Raw genomic sequence first — 20,082 nt, 5'->3', positions numbered from 1 at the left:
GGGATGCTGCGACGTTTTACAGGCACGAAACGTAAAATCGCCAGGCTCGACCAGCATAGCAATGCGTTTGCTATGCAAGAAACGGCATCCGCGAACTGAATGATCAATTGTTTTTTATAAGGAGATCGTGATGAACGCGGTTAATGCTTCATTTACAGATTATAAAGTTGCCGATATCACACTAGCTGATTTTGGTCGTAAAGAAATCAAACTTGCAGAAGCAGAAATGCCAGCCCTTATGGGTTTGCGTAAGCGCTACTCAGCTGCAAAACCTCTTGCAGGCGCGAAAATTCTCGGCTGTATCCACATGACCATTCAAACTGCTGTTTTAATTGAAACGCTAGTTGAATTGGGCGCAGAAGTTCGTTGGACTTCTTGTAACATTTTCTCTACTCAAGACCACGCTGCTGCAGCAATTGCTGCTTCAGGTGTGCCTGTTTTTGCTTGGAAAGGCGAAACTGAAGAAGAATATGTATGGTGTCTTGAACAACAAATTAATGTAAATGGCACACCATGGGATGCCAACATGATTTTGGACGATGGCGGTGACTTAACTGCACTTGTTCACGAGAAATATCCTGCATTATTAGAGCGCATTCACGGCATTACTGAAGAAACCACTACGGGCGTACAACGTCTAATTGAAATGTGGAAAGATGGTTCTTTAAAAGTGCCTGCAATTAACGTCAACGACTCTGTGACTAAATCTAAAAACGACAATAAATACGGTTGCCGTCACTCACTCAACGATGCGATTAAACGTGGTACAGACATGTTATTGTCTGGTCGTCGTGCATTGGTTATTGGTTATGGTGATGTAGGTAAAGGTTCTGCACAATCTTTACGTCAAGAAGGCATGATTGTTCGTGTTTCTGAAATTGACCCAATTTGTGCAATGCAAGCATGTATGGATGGTTACGAAGTTGTATCTCCGTACAAGAATGGCGTACAAACAGGCAATAAAGCAGACGTCAACCTAGAGCTTTTAGAAAATACTGACTTGATTGTGACTACAACAGGTAACTATCACGTGTGCGACGCAGCAATGCTAGATACACTTAAAGCAGGCGCTGTTGTATGTAACATTGGTCACTTCGATACTGAAATCGACACCAACTACTTACGTGGTTATAAGTGGGTTGAAGTGAAGCCACAAGTACACCAAGTGTATCGTTCAGAAAACGAAAACGATTATTTAATCTTGCTTTCTGAAGGTCGTTTAGTGAACTTGGGTAACGCAACAGGTCACCCATCACGTATTATGGATGGTTCATTTGCTAACCAAGTATTGGCACAAATGCACTTATTTGCAGAGAAATTTGCCGATCTTCCTGCCGATCAAAAACAAGCGGCAATTCGTGTTGAAATCTTACCGAAAAAACTAGACGAAGAAGTTGCTGCTGCAATGGTTGCTGGTTTTGGTGGTGTATTAACACAATTGACTCAAGTACAAGCGGACTACTTAGGTGTAGCTGTTGAAGGTCCGTTTAAATCGGATGCTTATAAATACTAAGTTTTTAATCCTTCTCCCTAACCCTCTCTCATAGGGAGAGGGAATGATTCATTGTTTAATGAATGTATTCGAGGGTAAGTCCTCTCCTGAGCAAGTTTAAAGCACTGCTTTTAAACCCAGCGCAAGAGAGGATTTAGGAGAGGTGAAAAAATATAAATAAGTATTTATAACAAGGATTTAATCATGACCAAACAAGTTCCTATTTCATTTGAATTTTTCCCATCTAAAACCGATGTAGGTGCAGAAAAACTCAAAGTTGTGCATCAAGAATTACAACTTTTAAATCCAGAGTTTTTTTCTATCACTTATGGTGCAGGTGGTTCTACTCGTGAACGTACTTTATCGACCATTAGCGACTTCAATGGCAAAGGCACACCTGTAGCGCCGCACCTGTCTTGTATTGGTGATGACAAAGAGCGTATTGCTGAATTGCTTGATATTTATAAAGCACAAGACATTGACCGCATTGTGGCTTTGCGTGGTGATTTACCTTCAGGTCAAGTTGGTTTAGGCGAATTGCCGTATGCGTCTGACTTGGTGCGCTTTATTCGTGAACATTCAGGTGATCATTTTCACATTGAAGTTGCGGCTTATCCTGAAATGCATCCACAAGCAGACCACTTTGATCAAGACATTAAAAACTTTGTCACCAAAGTAAATGCTGGTGCCAATGCTGCCATCACCCAGTTCTTTTTTAATCCAGATGCGTACTTTTACTTTGTAGAACGTATTCAAAAGCAAGGTGTGAATATTCCTGTTGCGCCTGGCATTATGCCGATTACCAATGCCAGCAATTTAATTCGCTTTGCAGATGGTACAGGTGCAGAAATTCCACGCTGGATTCGTAAGCAATTAGCAACCTATGGTGATGACACAGCTTCAATCAAAGCCTTTGGTCATGAAGTGATTATTAAACTGTGCGAACGCCTGATTGCAGGTGGTGCACCAAGTTTGCATTTTTACACCATGAACAACACCGAACCGACTCGTCAATTAGTGACAGATCTTGGTTTGGCTTAAGCTGTATTTTTCATATTTATTGACTTGAACGAGTAATCCCTATGCCCCGTTTTTATATTGAGGCTGAATTAGTAGTAGATACGCAAGTTGAACTGACTGAAACAGTATTTCATCACTGGGTGAAAGTACTACGCGCACAAGTCGGTGAAACCGCCACCTTGTTCAATGGGCAAGGTGGTGAATATGAAGTGGAACTGGTTGAAGTTACCAAAAAAACAGCGCAAGTGCAGATTAAAAGTTTTAATCCAGACAATCGCATCCCAAGCTTTAGCGCCTTATTAGGACAAGTAATGAGCAAAGGCGATCGTATGGATTATGCGATTCAAAAAGCGGTAGAGCTTGGCGTGACTAACATTCAGTTGCTCACCTCTGAACGCTGTGAAATGCGCTTAAAATATGACCGCGATCAAAAAAAATTAGATCATTGGCAAAGCATTGCCATTGCAGCCTGTGAACAATGTGGCATGAATATCGTACCGAAAATTTTAGCCCCACTACGTTTAGAGGACTGGCTGAATAGCGACCTTCCTGCCACCAAACTAGTGTTAGCACCAAATAAAGATCAAGTAGATGTGCTAAACAATGTCAGTAAAGATTTGGCTTTATTAATTGGGCCTGAAGGTGGTTTAAGCGAAACAGAAATTAGCGCTGCCAATGCGGTTGGCTTTCAAAACTGGTGTATTGGTACTCGGGTATTACGCACTGAAACCGCACCTGTGGTTGCTTTAGCTCTCTTAAATTATCGCTTGGCTGAGTAATTTATCCGTTTTTACAGAAATCGATTGCCAATAACATTGCAATTTATAAAGTACAGGATTAATCTCGAACAATATATTAAAAAATTTGCATAAAATTTAAACACAAAACAGCAATATTTTATGCATGAAAGTGATGTTATTTAAAAATATAAATGATGAAATCATTTAACTAGATTTTGGGGAAGTATGTCAGACGCTCAAGATGAATTGTTGCAGCAATACTTAGATGCTGCGCAAATCACCAATACCATTCGGCTTATTCGATTCTTTTTGGTCAGCATCCTGATTGTTTGCCTGTATGTGTTTTTTATTTATCAAATTTCTTTCTCACATTCATCACCTTACTTCAATATCTGGTTTATTCTCACTGAACTGACCATTGGTTCGTGTTTACTGCTCACAGCAATTCACTTTAAAGTGGGACAATATCAACTCCAACAAGCACATCGTTGGTTAAAATTGGTGTGTTTCTTGATCGGAACAGCAATCGCGGTTGGGGTAAGTTTACTGTATTACTTTTTACCTCAGCAAAACCCTGAACTGAGCAACTATGAAGCGATTATTTTAGCGGCCTTATTAATTATTGTGAGTCAAACCTTTGCCCTCACCTTTTTAACGCAGCGCTTGAGTTATTTTTGCTGGGTATTCATTCCAGTGATTACACCCTATATTGTCGCACAGTTTTTAGTTCACTCCGAAACTTCCGCTTTCTTTTTTCTCGCGACAAATTTTGCCTTAATTACCTTACTGATTTGTGCCAATACTTCAATGCACATGCATCGTCGTTTATCGAGCGTCTATTTTAAGAACGACCAACTCAAAAAAGCCGCAGAGCAACAAGTCGGCTGGACAGATCAACTCTGCCAACAATTACAAGTTGAAATGAACAAGTCCAAAGATATTGAACTTCAACTGCAATTTAACAATCAAATGCTAGAACAAAAAGTAAGAGAACGTACCTTTGACTTAGAACAAACGCACCAAGATTTAATCAATCAACAACATAGTTTAATTTTGGCACATGAAGCCGCAGGTCTAAAAGCATGGGACTGGAATATACGGCAACGCAGTATTGTCTTTGGTAGTGGCGCACAGCAAACTCCTTTAGAGAATACTAAACAGCATCGGAATAAATTACAGCAACTGATTCACCCTGATGATATTCCGCACTTTCACCAAACCATGAAACAACATTTACGGGGTCTAACTGAACGCTATCAAGCCACATATCGCGTACAACATAGTTCAGGTCAATGGTATTGGGTGCATGATATTGGTCGGGTGATTGAGCGTGATCCTGTCACCAATAAACCTTTGCGCATGGTGGGGATTCGCCGTGACATTCACCAAGAACGAATTGGACAAGAGCGCTTAAAACTCACTGCCAGCGTACTTGAACAGGCAGCCGAAGGTATTTTTATTTTAGATGAAAACTTACGTTATATTGAAGCCAACCCATTCTATGCTCAAATGAGCGGATTTAAACGCGACCATATTTTAGGCAAATATCTGTTTGATTTGGTCGAGTCCCACAAAGCACATCAACGCATTACGCAAGAAGAAATTCTTCAACAATTGCTCAGCACAGGTAAATATGATGCTGAAATGAATACAAGATTCCGCTCTGGTAAAGAACTCGCAGTTCGTGTGCATATCAATGCCGTCACCGATGAGCAAAACCGCATTATTAATTATATTGGGATTGTGTCTGATTTAACCGAACATAAACTACAAGAACAGCGTTTATCCTATTTAGAAAATTATGATGCGCTGACCGATCTCCCCAATCGTTTTTATTATAATTATCAACTACATCAATATCTTATTTCACAGCAAGATTCATTGCAGCAATTGGCGGTCATTCGACTCAATATTGACCGTTTCAGACCTTTAAACGAATATTTAAGCAATAATGGTGGCGATGAATTACTCCGCCAAGTGGCGCAGCGTTTACGTATCACCAATGCCGAAGCGCTGTTTGTTGCACACTTAAATGGCGATGATTTTGCAATTGTTTATGAAATTTCTCATATTCGCCCTTCAATCGAAGAGCACTGTGAACGTATCACCAAAGCCTTTAATTTGCCGTTTAATGTACAGGGACAAGAACATATTATTACCCTATCGATGGGGGTTTCCCTCTATCCTGAACATGGACGCCAGTTGGATTATCTAAATAATTGTGCTGAACAAGCCTTGTCTGAGGCTAAGCGTTTAGGTGGCAATACCATTAAATATTACACTTTAGACAACACCAAACTGCTAGAGCAGGATGTACATTTAGAGCGTGACTTACGCCAAGCCATTAAAAATGATGAATTAATTGTATATTATCAACCTAAAATTGATTTCCATAATTATCAGGTGATCGGGTTTGAAGCATTGGTGCGCTGGCAGCATCCAACCAAAGGCATTATTCCACCCAACCTATTTATTCCTATTGCGGAACAAACCAGTTTAATTTCCGATATTGGTCGGGTTGTAATTCAACAAACTGCCAAGCAAATTCGTGAATGGAATCTGTTAGGTTTTGATCATATCCAAGTATCGGTTAATGTAGTTGCACAACAACTGCAACGTGGTCAATTGCTGCAAGATTTAGATGATGCGATTAATACCTATCAAATTTCAGGTGCAAGCTTAGAATTAGAAATTACCGAATCCTCTTTAGTGGAAAACTCCACAACCGTGAAGTCTTTATTAGATGAAATTAAACAACGTGATATTCATATCGCCTTAGATGATTTTGGTACAGGCTATTCTTCACTTTCTTACTTAACAGACTTCCCAATTGACAGTTTAAAAATAGACCGTAGCTTTGTTTCTAAAATTGGGAATACCAAACAAGAAGCCATTGTTAGTGCCATGATTGCTATGGGCAAAGCCATGGGCATGAGTGTGGTGGCTGAAGGGATTGAAACTGAGCAACAACTGCAATATTTGCAGAATTTAAATTGTGATATTGCGCAGGGGTATTTATTCTCTAGGCCTTTGCCTGAAAGTGAAGCGACCCAATTTCTAAAAGCCAATTTAGTATCGCGCGCTTATCGCTCCTTAATCTGAAACTAGACCCAAAAGCTCTAAGTTTGTTCTAAAAATAAACAGTGACGTCTGTGCTAAGGGGGCAAGTAATGGTATATTCGATAAGATTCATAAAAAAACCACCAGCATCGCTGGCCAACTTGTCACACACGAGATTCAGATGGACGATCAATCATTAAAACAGCAGGCACTTTACTATCACGAATTTCCAACACCAGGAAAAATCAGCGTTACTCCAAGTAAGCAGCTGGTCAACCAACGTGACTTAGCGCTCGCTTACTCACCAGGTGTCGCAGCACCATGTTTAGAGATTGAACGTGATCCTTCAACAGCTGCACTTTATACCGCTCGCGGTAACTTGGTTGCTGTCGTTAGTAACGGTACAGCAGTATTAGGTTTAGGTAATATCGGTCCTTTGGCGTCTAAACCTGTGATGGAAGGTAAAGGCGTACTCTTTAAAAAGTTTGCTGGTGTCGATGTATTTGACATCGAAATTGCTGAAAATGATCCAGACAAAATTGTAGATATTGTTGCAGCATTAGAACCAACTTTTGGTGGTATTAACCTTGAAGACATCAAGGCACCAGAATGTTTCTACATTGAGCAAAAACTTCGTGAACGCATGAATATTCCTGTGTTCCACGATGACCAACACGGTACGTCAATCATTGTAGGTTCTGCCCTACTCAATGCCTTGTTACTTAACGGCAAGAAAATTGAAGAAATCAAAATCGTTGCTTCAGGTGCAGGTGCAGCCGCACTGTCTTGTTTAGACCTGTTATGTGCATTGGGCGCGAAAAAAGAAAATATCATTGTTGCGGATTCGCGTGGTCTAATCACCACCAAACGTGAAGGTTTGGATGACTCGAAAAAACGCTATATGCAAGACATTGAAGGAACGCAACTTGCTGATGTAATTAGCGGTGCGGATATGTTCCTTGGTCTTTCTGCAGCGGGTATCTTGACCAAAGCTATGGTCAAAGAAATGGCTGAAAATCCAATTATCTTTGCTTTGGCTAACCCAGACCCAGAAATCTTGCCTGAACATGCGCATGAAGTACGTCCAGATGTGATTATGGCAACAGGTCGTTCGGATTATCCGAACCAAGTTAACAACGCACTTTGCTTCCCGTATATTTTCCGTGGTGCATTAGATGTTGGCGCAACTACCATCAACGAAGAAATGAAAATTGCTTGTGTACACGCAATTGCACGCATGGCACACATTGAAGCAGATGCAGCAACTTATGGTGAAAAATCTGCATCATTTGGTCGTGACTATTTAATTCCACGCCCACTTGATCAGCGTTTAATTCTTGAAATTGCACCTGCAGTTGCTCAGGCAGCAATGGATTCAGGTGTAGCAAGTCGTCCAATTCAAGACTTCTCTGCATACCGTCAGCGTTTGTCTGAGTTTGTATATAACTCGGCATTTATGATGAAGCCTATTTTTGCTCAAGCAAAAACTGATCCTAAACGTATTGCTTATGCAGAAGGTGAAGACTTACGCGTCCTTCGCGCAGTACAAATTGCAGTGGATGAAGGCTTGGCTAAACCAATCCTTGTAGGTCGTACCTCAGTAATTGAAGCGAACATCAAAAAGTTAGGTTTACGTCTTGAACATGGCGTGAATATGGAAATAGTAGACCAGGAAAACAACCCTAACTACGAAAAATTTGCAGATGATTACTACACCATCATGCAGCGTAAAGGTGTTACACCTGAATACGCGCAGCGTGAAGCACGTCGTCGCTCTACCCTCATTGCAGCAATGTTAGTGAAGCATGGTTTAGCCGATGGTATGTTATGTGGTACTTATTCAAGCTACGACATTCACCTTGATTTCGTAAAAAATGTGATTGGTCTAAAAGAAGGTCGTACTAACTTCTTTACCCTTAACGCATTGATGCTTGAAGATCGCAACTTGTTCATTGCCGACACTTATGTCAACACAAACCCAACTGCTGAACAGTTGGCTGAAATGACACTTTTAGCGGCTGAAGAAGTACGCCGTTTTGGTATGACACCACGCGTTGCTCTACTTTCTCACTCAAGTTTTGGTTCTGACCAACAAGACTCTAGCGCACAAAAAATGCGTAAAGTCTTTGAAATCTTGAGTGAGATTGCACCTGAGCTTGAAGTTGAAGGTGAAATGCACGGTGATGCAGCATTAGACGAAAATATCCGTCATTTTGCTTTCCCGAACTCACGCTTCAAAGGTTCTGCAAACTTGTTGATTATGCCGAACTTAGATGCTGCCAATATTTCATTTAACTTGTTGAAATCGACTTCAGGTAACAATGTTACGATTGGCCCTATCTTGTTAGGTGCAGCAAAACCTGTACATATTTTGACTCCGACTGCAACGACACGTCGTGTTGTGAATATGACTGCCCTCACTGTTGCTGAAATTCAACAAACAGCACAAGTTAAAGCATAAACCTATATTTCTGAGTGACTGACTCAGAATTATAGACTTGAGAAAACCTCTATTCTGTAGCATGATTGCTTGAAGAATAGAGGTTTTTTCATGCAAGTTTATTTAGTAGGCGGTGCAGTTCGAGATCACTTACTCGGGCATCCCTATCACGAAAAAGATTATGTTGTCGTTGGCGCAACGCCCGAACAACTTTTGGCTCAAGGCTTTCAACCTGTGGGCAAAGACTTCCCTGTTTTTCTTCATCCTGAAACCAAAGATGAATATGCACTTGCTCGCACTGAGCGCAAATCTGGACACGGTTATCACGGTTTTGAATTTCATACCGACCCAAGCGTGACCTTAGAAGAAGATTTAATCCGTCGTGATTTAACCATTAACGCCATGGCAATGGATAGTGATGGCAATGTCTACGACCCTTACGGTGGACAGCAAGATTTGTGCAATAAAGTGCTGCGCCATGTATCCAATGCATTTGTAGAAGACCCGTTACGAGTACTGCGCATTGCCCGTTTTGCGGCACGTTATCATGCTTTAGGCTTTGTGGTTGCCCCTGAAACCTTGTTATTAATGCAAGAATTGGCAGAATCTGGTGAGTTACATGCGCTGACACCTGAACGCGTATGGAAAGAAACTTCACGTGCCTTAATGGAAGCACGTGCCGATGTTTATTTTGAAACATTGCGTGCCTGTGGTGCTTTAAAAGTTTTATTTCCTGAATTAGATGCTTTATTCGGTATTCCACAGCGTCCTGAATATCACCCTGAAATTGACAGTGGTGTGCACACCATGATGTCACTACAACAAGCCTGTCGTGCCAATTACTCACTCGATGTACGCTTTGCAGTGTTATTGCATGATTTAGGCAAGGCCTTGACCCCTGCCGATGAATTACCACGGCACATTATGCATGAAGAACGTGGGATTCGACCTGTAACGGAAGTGTGTGAACGCCTGCGCGTACCGACCAATACCAAACAACTTGCACTTGCTGTATGTAAAGAGCATTTAAAATGCCACCAAGCATTGAGCTTAAAGCCTGGCACGTTATGGCGCTTATTACAGCGTTTGGATGTCTTGCGTCGTCCTGAGCGTGTAGAAGCCTTTGTACAAGCCTGTGAATGTGACTCTCGTGGGCGTTTAGGTTTGGAAGATCGTGACTATCCGCAAGCGAGCTATATTTTGGAAGCGATTCAAGTGGTACGCAGCATTAAGGCGCAAGACTTACCTGCCGATGTCCAAGGCCCCGATATTGGTGAAATGCTGATTGAACGACGCATTAAAGCGATTGAGCAATTAAAGGCACGTCACTTGGCTGCTACTGCTTAGGCTATTTAAGTCTATAGAACGTCATTACATGCGTTCTTTGATCTATCATTCTTAACCTATTTAAGTCAGCCTAAATTTCTGATCGAAAAGCCGTAATCTTCTAAAATATAGAAGCTACGGCTTTTTAGCTCAAATAAATCCTTCTTGAAATAAGAAACTGTCTTTTGCTTTTAGGCAAGCTGCGCAGGAAAGCTAATCACTTGCTCTAAACGCATCTGCTCAGTTGCAATCATCAATAAGCGATCTATGCCCAAGGCGATACCTGAACATTCAGGCATGTTCGGCAACGCAGCCAATAAATATTCATCAATTGGCATCACATGTAAACCAAGTTGTGCGCGTTCTGCATTATCGGCTTCAAAACGAGAACGCAGCACAGTAGCATCAATCAATTCATCATAGGCATTGGCAAGCTCTAAACCTTCGATATATAGCTCAAAACGGGCTGCGACCAATTCCCCATCATCATCTGTTCTGGTTTTAGCCAAAGATGCTAATTCAGGTGGAAAATCGGTTAAAAATACAGGAGCATCAAAGCCCAAACTTGGTTCTACAAAATGTGAAAACAATAGGTCGATGTAGCCTAGACGGTCATCACCCAAATCCAGATGCAAACCCACACGATGACAGCAGTCTTTCAATTGTTGCAGACTTGCCTGTAAAGGATTTAAATCCAAACGATCCATAAATGCGTGTTTATAACTCAACACTGTTGGACGTACTTCGCCAAAGCGTTGTTTTAACGTCAGATTAAGTAAATCTGTCACCTCAAACATAAGCTCTTTCAGGCTAAATTCGGGACGATACCATTCCAACATGGTAAATTCGCTGTTGTGTTTACGTCCATGCTCATCATCACGAAAGACTTTGCAAATTTGATAAATAGCACCACTACCACTGGCCAATAAACGCTTCATGGCAAATTCAGGTGAGGTCTGTAAATAGTGCGTATGCAATTTGCCCTGCACATGGCGCTGTGCTTGCACTGAAGCCAAATGCACATCTGTCACTCCTGCCTGTGACAAAATTGGCGTTTCAACTTCAAGTACTTCACGTTCCGCAAAAAACTGGCGTATTTGTGCATACAATTGTGCACGTGCGCGCATGCTGTTTAAGTCGCAAGTTGGTTGATATTGGAGATTTGAACTCATGCTTGCGGGCCTCCGTGTGCTGCCCATTCACGACGCAGAGGATAAGTTTTTCTTAAATGATCAAAAGCCTGCTGCTCAACTTTGCCCGCTTTGACACAGGCACGTAAATTGGCATCATCCTGTGCAATATCATAAATTTGACTTAAATGTGCATGCAGACTATTTTTCAAATCTTGGGTTTTGAAATATTGCGCGCAGCTTGGCAATTGAGTTTCAAATTGTTTTGTGGCATCTAAACCAAAATTTTCACAAAAAGCCTGATAAATCATTTGTGTGCCGCGTGCCTTGCCTTCTAGGCTATACCCTGCAATATGCGGGGTTGCCAAAGCAAGCAAATCTAATAATTCTGCAGAGATTTCAGGTTCATATTCAAAAACATCTAATACCACTAAACGCTGAGTATGTTGAATATCCTGCATTAAAGCCGCTTCTTCTACCACTGGCCCACGCGCTGAATTAATCAGAATGGCTTGAGGCTTCATACATGCCAAACGCGCTGCATTAATTAAATGATGAGTAGGATGTTCACCAGTTTCTGTTAATGGCACATGAATGGAAATTGCATCTGCCTGTTGTAATAGTGCATCTAAGTCACATTGCTGCACATTGGGCAACTGCACAAATGGATCGTATGCGATGACATCCCAACCTAATAATTGTGCCATTTTGACCAAGCGCGAGCCGACATTGCCCAGTCCAATAATGCCAAGTTTAAAGTTTTGATTGGCATGTAGTAATTCAGGCTCGAGATGAAGCAATGCGGTAATCACATACTCACTCACCGCCTGCGCATTACAACCTGCCGCATTTGACCATGCAATGCCCTGCTGCTCGATGGCTGGGATATCAAGGTGGTCTGTGCCAATGGTCGCGCTGCCAATAAATTGAAGCGCGGTCTGTTGAATCAATGCTGCATTCACTTGGGTGACGGAACGAACTAGCAGCGCATCAGCATCTTGCACATCTTGATGCGTTAGACGGCGTCCAGCCTTGTGCTCTATTTCTGCCAAATCTGCAAAGAAATAATCGGTATATGCCAGATTTTCATCTGCAATGATTTTCATAACGCCATCCCATGTGTGTTTGCTTGTTTATGATAGCTTGAGTTGTCTAGGATGACTATGATTGTTGAGATTAATGCAGAATTGTTGAACAGCAAGCCGACGATTCATTTAGGTGGAAACATGCACGTCTATATAAAAGTTGCATATTCACAGCAAAAAAATCAGCCACCCGAAGGTGGCTGACTGCTATAGATTAAGCGAGTTAAATCTTAACCAATAAATTTACGCGCATTGCGGAACATACGTAACCATGCACCATCTTCAGTCCATTCTTCAGGTTTCCAAGAATGTTGAAGCGCACGGAAATTACGTTCAGGGTGCGGCATCATAATTGTTGCACGACCATCTTTTGAAGTTACGCCTGAAATACCTTCTGGCGAACCATTCGGGTTCATTGGATAATGTTGAGTCGCATTTCCGTGGCTATCGACATAACGTAAAATCACTTGGTTGCCTGCGTTCAAGGCTGCCAAATTAGCTTCTGGTGCAACGACGCGACCTTCACCATGTGCCACTGCGATTGGTAAAATCGAGCCTTCCATATCTTGCAATAATACAGAGTTTGATTTTTCCACACGGACGTTAACGCTACGCGCTTCAAACACTTCTGAAGTATTGCGATGGAAACGTGGCCACGCTTCTGCACCTGGAATGAGTGGTGCTAATTGTGACAACATTTGACAACCGTTACAGATACCCAGTGAGAACGTTTCTTGACGGTTAAAGAATTTCTCAAACTGGTCGCGTAATTTCGGGTTGAACAAGACTGACTTCGCCCAGCCACCGCCAGCACCTAATACGTCACCGTAAGAGAAACCACCACACGCAACCAAGCCTTCAAAGTCGTCTAAATCGACACGCCCTGCAAGCAAGTCACTCATGTGTACGTCAACGGTGTTAAAGCCGACTTTGTCAAATGCTGCCGCCATTTCTACATGACCGTTTACGCCTTGTTCACGTAAAATCACCATGTTAGGACGACGTGTGTTGATGTATGGCGCTTCAACTGGCTCATTTAAGTCAAATGTCGGTTGAGCAATTAAGCCTTTGTGGTTCTTATCTGTAATCAAGGCAAATTCTTGATCAGCAGTTTCTGAGTTGTCACGTAAACGCTGGATTTGGTGTGATACTTCACTCCAAGCCGTTTGCAAATCAGCACGCTCAAGCACTAAGCCATTTACAGCAAGTTGGTCGGTGTTATTAACTGTACCGACTACCGAAATTGCATCTTTCAGAGTAGATGCAGCAACTTCAGTAACTAAGTCAGCCCAATCCGCTTTAGAAATTTGTAGTACTGCACCAATTTCTTCAGCAAACAATGCCGCAACAGATTGATCTTCAAGCGCTACGCCTAAACGCGAAGCGAACATCATTTCTGTCACAGTTGCCAATAAACCACCATCACCGATGTCATGGTAAGCTTGAATCAAGCCGCGGTTATTCCAGTCTTGTACCAAAGCAAAGAATGCTTTGAATTCGTCAAAGTTATCGACATCTGGTGTTACTGAACCAATAGCTTTATAAACTTGCGCTAAAATTGAACCGCCTAAACGGAACTGACCTTTAGACAAGTCAATACGTACCAATACTGAATCGGTATTTTTCAATTCAGGGGTTAGTGTTTTACGTACATCGGTCACTGGTGCAAATGCAGTAATTACACCTGACATTGGTGAAGTTACAGATTTATCAACACCTTCGTCATTCCAAGTGGTACGCATAGACAATGAGTCTTTACCTACTGGAATTGCAATTCCTAGCGCAGGACACATTTCCATACCAATGGCTTTTACACCTTCAAACAAAGCTTGGTCTTCGCCTTTTTGACCTGCTGCTGCCATCCAGTTTGCAGATAATTTAATGTCGCTGATCTGGTCAATTTTGGCTGACATGATATTGGAAATAGATTCTGCCACTGCCAAACGCGCAGATGCTGCAGGGTTTAATAAAGCTACAGGTGGACGTTCACCCATCGCCATTGCTTCACCTGTAAAGCCTTGCAAGCTGGTAGTGGTTACTGCTGCATCTGCAACAGGCACCTGCCATGGGCCAACCAACTGATCACGTGCAACCATACCTGTAATTGAACGGTCACCAATCGTGATTAGGAATGATTTAGAAGCAACAGTTGGATTCTTGATGACACGGTAAATCGCATCTTTCAGATCAGTAACTTGAGCTGCATCAAAATCATCACCTTGACGCTCAATGCTTTCATAAGAACGGCTCATGCGTGGCGTACCACCTAACAAGACCTGCATTGGCATATCTACAGCTTTGTTATTGAACAGTGGATCTTCAACCGTTAAATGACGCGCTTCTGTCGCTTCACCCAATACTGCAAACGGACAACGCTCACGCGCACAGATTGATTCAAATAATTCTAAAGAACTTGGACGGATGGCCAATACATAACGCTCTTGCGCTTCGTTTGACCAAATTTCCATTGGTGACATGCCTGGTTCTAAAGATGGAATCTTACGCAAATCAAGTACAGCACCTAGTTCGTGATCATTCACCAACTCAGGCATTGCGTTTGAAATACCACCTGCACCCACGTCATGCACTGATACGATTGGGTTAGCATCTTCCAAACGCCAGCATGTATCAATCACTTCTTGGCAACGGCGTTCCATTTCTGGGTTTTCACGTTGTACTGAAGCGAAGTCAAGATTTTCACCCATGGTTCCGCTATCTACAGAAGATGCAGCGCCACCGCCTAAACCGATCAACATCGCAGGGCCGCCTAAAACGATTAATAAATCGCCTGGCTGAATTGGGTCTTTTTCGACATGGTCTGGACGAATGTTGCCGTAACCACCTGCAATCATGATTGGTTTATGGAAGCCTTTTACTTCACCATTCACGTTTTGCTCGAAAGTACGGAAGTAACCATTTAACGCAGGACGACCAAATTCGTTGTTAAACGCTGCACCGCCCAATGGGCCTTCAATCATAATTTGTAATGGCGATGCCATACGTGAAGGCTTGCCATAGTTTTCTTCCCAAGGCTGTTCAAAACCAGGAATATTTAAATTCGATACTGTAAAGCCTGTTAAACCTGCTTTTGGTTTACCACCACGACCTGTCGCGCCTTCATCACGGATTTCACCACCCGAACCTGTCGCAGCACCTGCAAATGGTGCAATTGCAGTTGGGTGGTTGTGTGTTTCCACTTTCATAAGAATGTGGGCAGCTTGGCTCTTATATTTATAAACGTAGTGACCTGTTGCAGCATCTTTTTTCGGATAGAAACGCTGCGTATCAAAACCAACAATCACCGAAGCGTTGTCTTTGTAAGCCGACAATACGTCTGTTGGTGATTCTTTATAAGTATTTTTGATCATTTGGAACAATGACAATGGCTGTACTTCGCCATCAATTGTCCATTCAGAACCAAAGATTTTGTGACGGCAGTGCTCAGAGTTGGCTTGTGCAAACATCATCAATTCAATGTCATGCGGATTACGGCCTAACTTGATAAATGCTTCGGTTAAATAATCAATTTCTTCATCAGACAAGGCAAAACCAAACTCACTGTTGGCTTTTACCAATGCCGCTTTGCCTTCACCCAAAATATCAATGCTATTTAAAGGTTTTGGTTCAGTTTCAACAAATAACGCTGCAGCATCGTTAATGTGGTTAAACACACTTTCGGTCATGCGGTCATGCAATACTTGTTTTACTTCGTTTGAAACGTCTGTAATACCTTTTAAGGTAAACAAAACACCGCGTTCTAGGCGGTGTACAGGCGTATTACAGTTGGCAAAAATATCGGTTGCTTTTGATGACCAAGGAGAAATTGTGCCCACACGTGGTGTCACTAAAATTTGAACTTCATCACTTGCAGCTTGGCGTAATTCAAAAGATGCACCATCGTTTAAAAGCTGTAAAGCAGATTGCTGTTGTTGCTCGTCGAGCGCTTGGTCAAATAAATAAACCCATTGGCTATCGAAAGATTGAACAGAACTCATTGACGCTAAACGGTTTAAGAGTTGAGTTTTCTTAAAAGATGAATGTGCAGGTGCACCGGCAACGATAAACATGCTGATTTTGGCTCCACGGGCTGATCTTTTGGACCATGCCACAATGTGACTTGAAGAGAGCGCATATTCTACTGTGAAATGCCATAATCAGCTAGATGGAAAATGGTTTTCTTGGCGCGTTTCGGCAGTAAAACTTCCGAATGTTGATTTAAAGCCTCTATTTCAGATCAATGTATTCAAGATTCGTGCTTTAAATTGCACAAAGCACTATCACTGTGGAAATTACTGAATGATTGATGCTGTTTTTATTTTCTATGCCATCTGTTTACACACAGATGCTCTAAAGATCAGGACATGGCGATCATCTTCCGCCTTGCTCGATATCAACTAATCAAAGCACCTCAAATTCAATACGTCGATTTTTCTTACGTCCTTCTAGCGTTGTATTGTCTGCGACAGGCTGATTAGAACCTTGACCTTCGGTGCTTAAATGCGTTGCCGTAATACCTTTATCGACCAAGTAATTTTTTACCACTTCTGCACGTGATTGGCTTAACACTATATTTTTATGCGCGTCGCCCGAACTGTCTGTATGTCCAACAATTTTCACTTTTTTGGTGCCAACTTGCTTCAATGCCACAACCATTTCATCCAGAATTTTTTGACCTGCATCAGTTAAAATCGCACTACCCGATTCAAACTCAATAATCCTGTTTTTGAGCGTAGCATCCAGCATCTTTTGTTCATACTGATTCCCTGAAAGCTGCGTGTTTAAACGATAAGGCTGCTGTACCAAAGCCTGAAAGTTTGCTGTCGTGGCTTGAATTTGATGAGCAGCACTCACCTTTCCTATCAAATCAATTTGAGTCCCTTTCACACGTAACTGCCCTTGCGAAATCTTTTTTAAATCCGCTGTAATCATACGCGAAACTGAGTCATCCCAACCATTCGGTGCAACAACTGCACGGACTTGAATTTTATCTAGTACCTGCGTTTCACCATACACAGCTTGCATTTTCGCCAAAATAGCTTGTTTACTTGCTTCGTTTGGCACCACACCTTCTATAACAATGGGCGCTGCATAGATCAAATGACTTTGGACTAAAAAACACAAGCCAATAAGTAGACTTACGCGAATACGTTTTTGATTATTTTTCATATTTATTTATCTAAAAAAGTTTGCCTAAACAGCTTCAAGGCTTGGTTAAGATTTAACTGCCGCTGACAAAGTAATTGTTCCAATGTTGCAAGACCTGCATTTTGTTCTAAATAAGCATCAATCCAAGTGGCTTGAATTAAAGAAACCCAATGTTCATCCTGCATATTTTGAATAAATAGATCGCGCAGCGTCATGACATCAGCCCCCTGAAAATCAATGATCAAAATGGGTGCCTCAAAATGTAGTATCCCCAGCAAAATTTCAGTATGATGCGCGCCTAAAAACCGCCCGATCATGCCCATCCAAAATGCTGCGATTTCAAAGCAATATCGCGGATGATTCAGCGGTAAAATCATCACTTTGTTTAAACGACGAGTGCCATTTTTGAGGACGGGTTGCAGTAAAAGTCCCAACCCAATCATACTCTGAGCCAAGTCATTGACACTGATTTTCATTAATTGTGCCAATGAATGCGTGCTGTGTTTTTCATAAAAGTCTTGGTATTCTTCTGCACTCAAAAGTTGAACCCTATTCGGCAATTGATTCAACAGTTCAAATGACATATTGGGATCACGGATATTGCTTAAGACCTGATTGCGTTGCAATAAATCAGTCCAAATAGCTTTGTAAAAAAACGGCACAAATAATAACTTTTGACTCGGCTGTTCGACCTCAAACAACTGCCCCAGTAGCATTGGAAATGCCCGCCCCGAGCTATCTTGGCTCGCCTTTAAATTAACAGCTAAAAACATTGGTTCTGCTGGATGGGCAATCAAAAAATCTAAAGCAGGCAAAGTTGCATAACGCTGTTTAAAATCTGCGCTCTGCATGGCATGTTCCAGTGCATTACTAATCCACTGATCGAGCTGCTGAATGAGTTCCGATTGCCCTTTAGACTTTATAAAATCACCACGGGCAGGTATTTTCCATACAAATACTATTTTTAAACTGCCAGCATAAATATTTTAAATGCTTAGCATTCAAAACCAGTTGACAAAGGATATCTTGATTTCTAAAGAGAAAGGAAAATAAACTCTATCTTCCTTCAATTGTTTGATACTGCAGTCAAAGTATCCCCACCATGCTTGGTCACTCTAGGTCGACACTGGATCTTCATTGCATCACTCACGAATGCGTTATCGCTGGCTTTGCTAGACCAAATATATGCCTCGCCTGGCTTTAATGCGCCAAGCTTCTCAGGTGTTAAAGACTTCAATCCAATACAAGCTTTCTGAATGTGTTTTAACCAATCTGGAGCATTAAACTTATGCAATATTATCTGAGATGAAAGCTGGATGAGCTCAACTGGAACAGATGGTGGATCTTGGCTAGCAATCATCACACTGGTACCTTTATGACGCATTTCACGAACCGTTTCTACAAGTCCTTTTACTAGTTCTGGGCTATCGATGTACTTATGGCACTCATCAAAAACTATCAGTTTAACGTGCTCTGCATGATTTACATCATGCAGAGCAAATCAAACGTATTTGGAAAGAAAGTTTAGGTCGATATGGTGTGCGTAAGGTCTGGCAACAATTGAAACGTGAAGGTTATGTTATCGCACGTTGTACAGTTGCTCGATTGATGCAGAAGCTAGGTATACAAGGTGTTTGGCGTGGTAAAAATAAACAAACCACCCGTAGCCGAGATGATCAAAAACGAGCAGATGACTTAGTAAAACGCAATTTTAATGCAGATCATCCTGACCCTTGCGAAGCAATGCTTCTCAGGTCGCTGACTTCACGTATATTCAAACTCATTCAGGCTGGGTCTATACCGCCTTTATTATTGATGTGTTCTCGCGAGCAATTGTTGGATGGAAAGTATCAACACGTATGAATACAGATATGGTGCTCGATGCACTGGAGCAAGCATTGCATGATCGAGGCATGCCAAAGAACGTGATTCATCATAGTGACAGAGGCGTGCAATATCTTTCCATTCGTTATACCAATCGTTTAGAAGCAGCAAACTTACGAGCATCAGTCGGTACGACCGGTGATTCATACGATAATGCTTTGGCTGAAACGGTGAATGGCTTATACAAAACAGAGGTGATTGAATATTTAAAAGCGGATTGGCAAGGTTTAGCGGATGTACAACTTGCGACACTAAACTGGGTAGATTGGTTCAATAAAAAGCGTGTACACAGTGCACTGGGTTATGTATCACCTTTTGAGTTTGAAGCAATGTACTATGATAAGATTAACCCGTTAGGTCAGGTGGCCTAACTTAAATAAAAAAGTCTCCGACAAACCCGGTACGGTTCAGTTCATTCGTGAACCTTTTTTTATATAATAAAAAATATCTTTTCAAAGCTATAAATGAGTTTAAAATTATTAACGTTTTATACTCATTTCCTATCTTATCCTGAATCGTCCTGTTTTTGCTTGTCACATCCAAAATTTTATGAGGGGTAGGTTGAGGGGTAAAACTACAGAAAAAAATAAGCCCTTGAAAATCAAGGGTCTTTTAAAAATTTGGCGGAAGCGGTGAGATTCGAACTCACGGAGGACTCGCGCCCTCGTCGGTTTTCAAGACCGGTGCATTAAACCGCTCTGCCACGCTTCCATGTGGGCCATGATACGAAGCTTTTGATTTGATGACAAGTAAAAAATAC

General features: G+C 41.8%; 13 protein-coding genes, 1 tRNA gene and 1 pseudogene. 8 read left to right on the top strand and 7 right to left on the bottom strand.

What is annotated here, in order from left to right; genetic code table 11:
- The first annotated feature begins 130 nt into the window (after positions 1–130).
- The 6 genes from ahcY (at position 131) to FTV28_RS03495 (ending at position 10,099) form a co-directional block, all read left to right on the top strand.
- Positions 131–1,513 (top strand): adenosylhomocysteinase, encoded by a 1,383-nt coding sequence (gene ahcY / locus FTV28_RS03520; protein ID WP_004972762.1) that lies wholly within the window; start codon positions 131–133, stop codon positions 1,511–1,513.
- A 183-nt stretch (positions 1,514–1,696) separates the two neighbouring features.
- The gene (metF, locus tag FTV28_RS03515) at positions 1,697–2,533 is read left to right on the top strand and encodes a methylenetetrahydrofolate reductase [NAD(P)H] (protein ID WP_179989411.1); all 837 of its coding nucleotides are present in this window, start codon (positions 1,697–1,699) and stop codon (positions 2,531–2,533) included.
- A gap of 41 nt (positions 2,534–2,574) precedes the next feature.
- Entirely contained in the window at positions 2,575–3,291 is a 717-nt protein-coding gene (locus FTV28_RS03510; protein WP_179989410.1) for a 16S rRNA (uracil(1498)-N(3))-methyltransferase, read from the top strand.
- A gap of 186 nt (positions 3,292–3,477) precedes the next feature.
- The gene (locus FTV28_RS03505; RefSeq protein ID WP_179989409.1) at positions 3,478–6,354 is read left to right on the top strand and encodes a bifunctional diguanylate cyclase/phosphodiesterase; all 2,877 of its coding nucleotides are present in this window, start codon (positions 3,478–3,480) and stop codon (positions 6,352–6,354) included.
- Positions 6,355–6,493: 139 nt separating this feature from the next.
- Positions 6,494–8,773: an NADP-dependent malic enzyme gene (locus FTV28_RS03500; protein WP_004972754.1), complete on the top strand. Its 2,280-nt coding sequence runs from the start codon at positions 6,494–6,496 to the stop codon at positions 8,771–8,773.
- A gap of 90 nt (positions 8,774–8,863) precedes the next feature.
- Complete coding sequence (locus tag FTV28_RS03495; protein ID WP_004972751.1) at positions 8,864–10,099, top strand: multifunctional CCA addition/repair protein; 1,236 nt, start codon at positions 8,864–8,866, stop codon at positions 10,097–10,099.
- Positions 10,100–10,269: 170 nt separating this feature from the next.
- Here the strand turns inward: FTV28_RS03495 and epmA are convergent, their stop codons facing one another.
- Both epmA and FTV28_RS03485 read right to left on the bottom strand, forming a co-directional pair.
- Positions 10,270–11,250: an EF-P lysine aminoacylase EpmA gene (gene epmA, locus FTV28_RS03490; protein WP_096902381.1), complete on the bottom strand. Its 981-nt coding sequence runs from the start codon at positions 11,248–11,250 to the stop codon at positions 10,270–10,272.
- Positions 11,247–12,314, bottom strand: coding sequence for a 4-phosphoerythronate dehydrogenase (locus FTV28_RS03485; protein WP_004972744.1), 1,068 nt, complete (start codon positions 12,312–12,314; stop codon positions 11,247–11,249). Before FTV28_RS03485 ends, epmA begins: the two co-directional genes overlap by 4 nt.
- Before the next feature lie 51 nt (positions 12,315–12,365).
- On the opposite strand from FTV28_RS03485, the gene FTV28_RS13540 reads away from it, so the two are divergent.
- Positions 12,366–12,497 (top strand): hypothetical protein, encoded by a 132-nt coding sequence (locus tag FTV28_RS13540; protein WP_256732322.1) that lies wholly within the window; start codon positions 12,366–12,368, stop codon positions 12,495–12,497.
- A 26-nt stretch (positions 12,498–12,523) separates the two neighbouring features.
- Here FTV28_RS13540 and purL read toward each other — a convergent pair whose 3' ends face one another.
- From purL to FTV28_RS03465, 4 genes are all read right to left on the bottom strand, one after another.
- Complete coding sequence (gene purL / locus FTV28_RS03480; RefSeq protein WP_179989408.1) at positions 12,524–16,360, bottom strand: phosphoribosylformylglycinamidine synthase; 3,837 nt, start codon at positions 16,358–16,360, stop codon at positions 12,524–12,526.
- 331 nt (positions 16,361–16,691) lie between these two features.
- Positions 16,692–17,459 carry an OmpA family protein gene (locus FTV28_RS03475; RefSeq protein ID WP_131261579.1) on the bottom strand — a complete coding sequence of 256 codons (768 nt, stop codon included), beginning with the start codon at positions 17,457–17,459 and terminating at the stop codon, positions 16,692–16,694.
- A 2-nt stretch (positions 17,460–17,461) separates the two neighbouring features.
- The gene (tagF, locus tag FTV28_RS03470; RefSeq protein ID WP_179989464.1) at positions 17,462–18,421 is read right to left on the bottom strand and encodes a type VI secretion system-associated protein TagF; all 960 of its coding nucleotides are present in this window, start codon (positions 18,419–18,421) and stop codon (positions 17,462–17,464) included.
- Positions 18,422–18,504: 83 nt separating this feature from the next.
- Positions 18,505–18,822: a hypothetical protein gene (locus FTV28_RS03465; RefSeq protein ID WP_257222792.1), complete on the bottom strand. Its 318-nt coding sequence runs from the start codon at positions 18,820–18,822 to the stop codon at positions 18,505–18,507.
- A gap of 89 nt (positions 18,823–18,911) precedes the next feature.
- Here FTV28_RS03465 and FTV28_RS03460 point away from each other — a divergent pair.
- A pseudogene (locus tag FTV28_RS03460) lies at positions 18,912–19,693 on the top strand (IS3 family transposase); the annotation flags it as partial.
- A gap of 250 nt (positions 19,694–19,943) precedes the next feature.
- Here FTV28_RS03460 and FTV28_RS03455 read toward each other — a convergent pair.
- Positions 19,944–20,033: transfer RNA gene (locus FTV28_RS03455), tRNA-Ser, on the bottom strand.
- Between the last annotated feature and the right edge of the window lie 49 nt (positions 20,034–20,082).

It is taken from the genome of Acinetobacter sp. YH12252 (assembly GCF_013417365.1).
GTDB lineage: Bacteria > Pseudomonadota > Gammaproteobacteria > Pseudomonadales > Moraxellaceae > Acinetobacter > Acinetobacter towneri.
The sequence above is the reverse complement of the archived record's forward strand: the minus strand, read 5'-3'. Positions and strand labels throughout refer to the sequence as shown.

Coding starts and splice junctions, on each gene's coding strand:
- ahcY (WP_004972762.1), top strand. CDS start 131: ATGAACGCGGTTAATGCTTCATTTACAGATTATAAAGTTGCCGATATC.
- metF (WP_179989411.1), top strand. CDS start 1,697: ATGACCAAACAAGTTCCTATTTCATTTGAATTTTTCCCATCTAAAACC.
- FTV28_RS03510 (WP_179989410.1), top strand. CDS start 2,575: ATGCCCCGTTTTTATATTGAGGCTGAATTAGTAGTAGATACGCAAGTT.
- FTV28_RS03505 (WP_179989409.1), top strand. CDS start 3,478: ATGTCAGACGCTCAAGATGAATTGTTGCAGCAATACTTAGATGCTGCG.
- FTV28_RS03500 (WP_004972754.1), top strand. CDS start 6,494: ATGGACGATCAATCATTAAAACAGCAGGCACTTTACTATCACGAATTT.
- FTV28_RS03495 (WP_004972751.1), top strand. CDS start 8,864: ATGCAAGTTTATTTAGTAGGCGGTGCAGTTCGAGATCACTTACTCGGG.
- epmA (WP_096902381.1), bottom strand. CDS start 11,250: ATGAGTTCAAATCTCCAATATCAACCAACTTGCGACTTAAACAGCATG.
- FTV28_RS03485 (WP_004972744.1), bottom strand. CDS start 12,314: ATGAAAATCATTGCAGATGAAAATCTGGCATATACCGATTATTTCTTT.
- FTV28_RS13540 (WP_256732322.1), top strand. CDS start 12,366: ATGACTATGATTGTTGAGATTAATGCAGAATTGTTGAACAGCAAGCCG.
- purL (WP_179989408.1), bottom strand. CDS start 16,360: ATGTTTATCGTTGCCGGTGCACCTGCACATTCATCTTTTAAGAAAACT.
- FTV28_RS03475 (WP_131261579.1), bottom strand. CDS start 17,459: ATGAAAAATAATCAAAAACGTATTCGCGTAAGTCTACTTATTGGCTTG.
- FTV28_RS03465 (WP_257222792.1), bottom strand. CDS start 18,822: ATGCGTCATAAAGGTACCAGTGTGATGATTGCTAGCCAAGATCCACCA.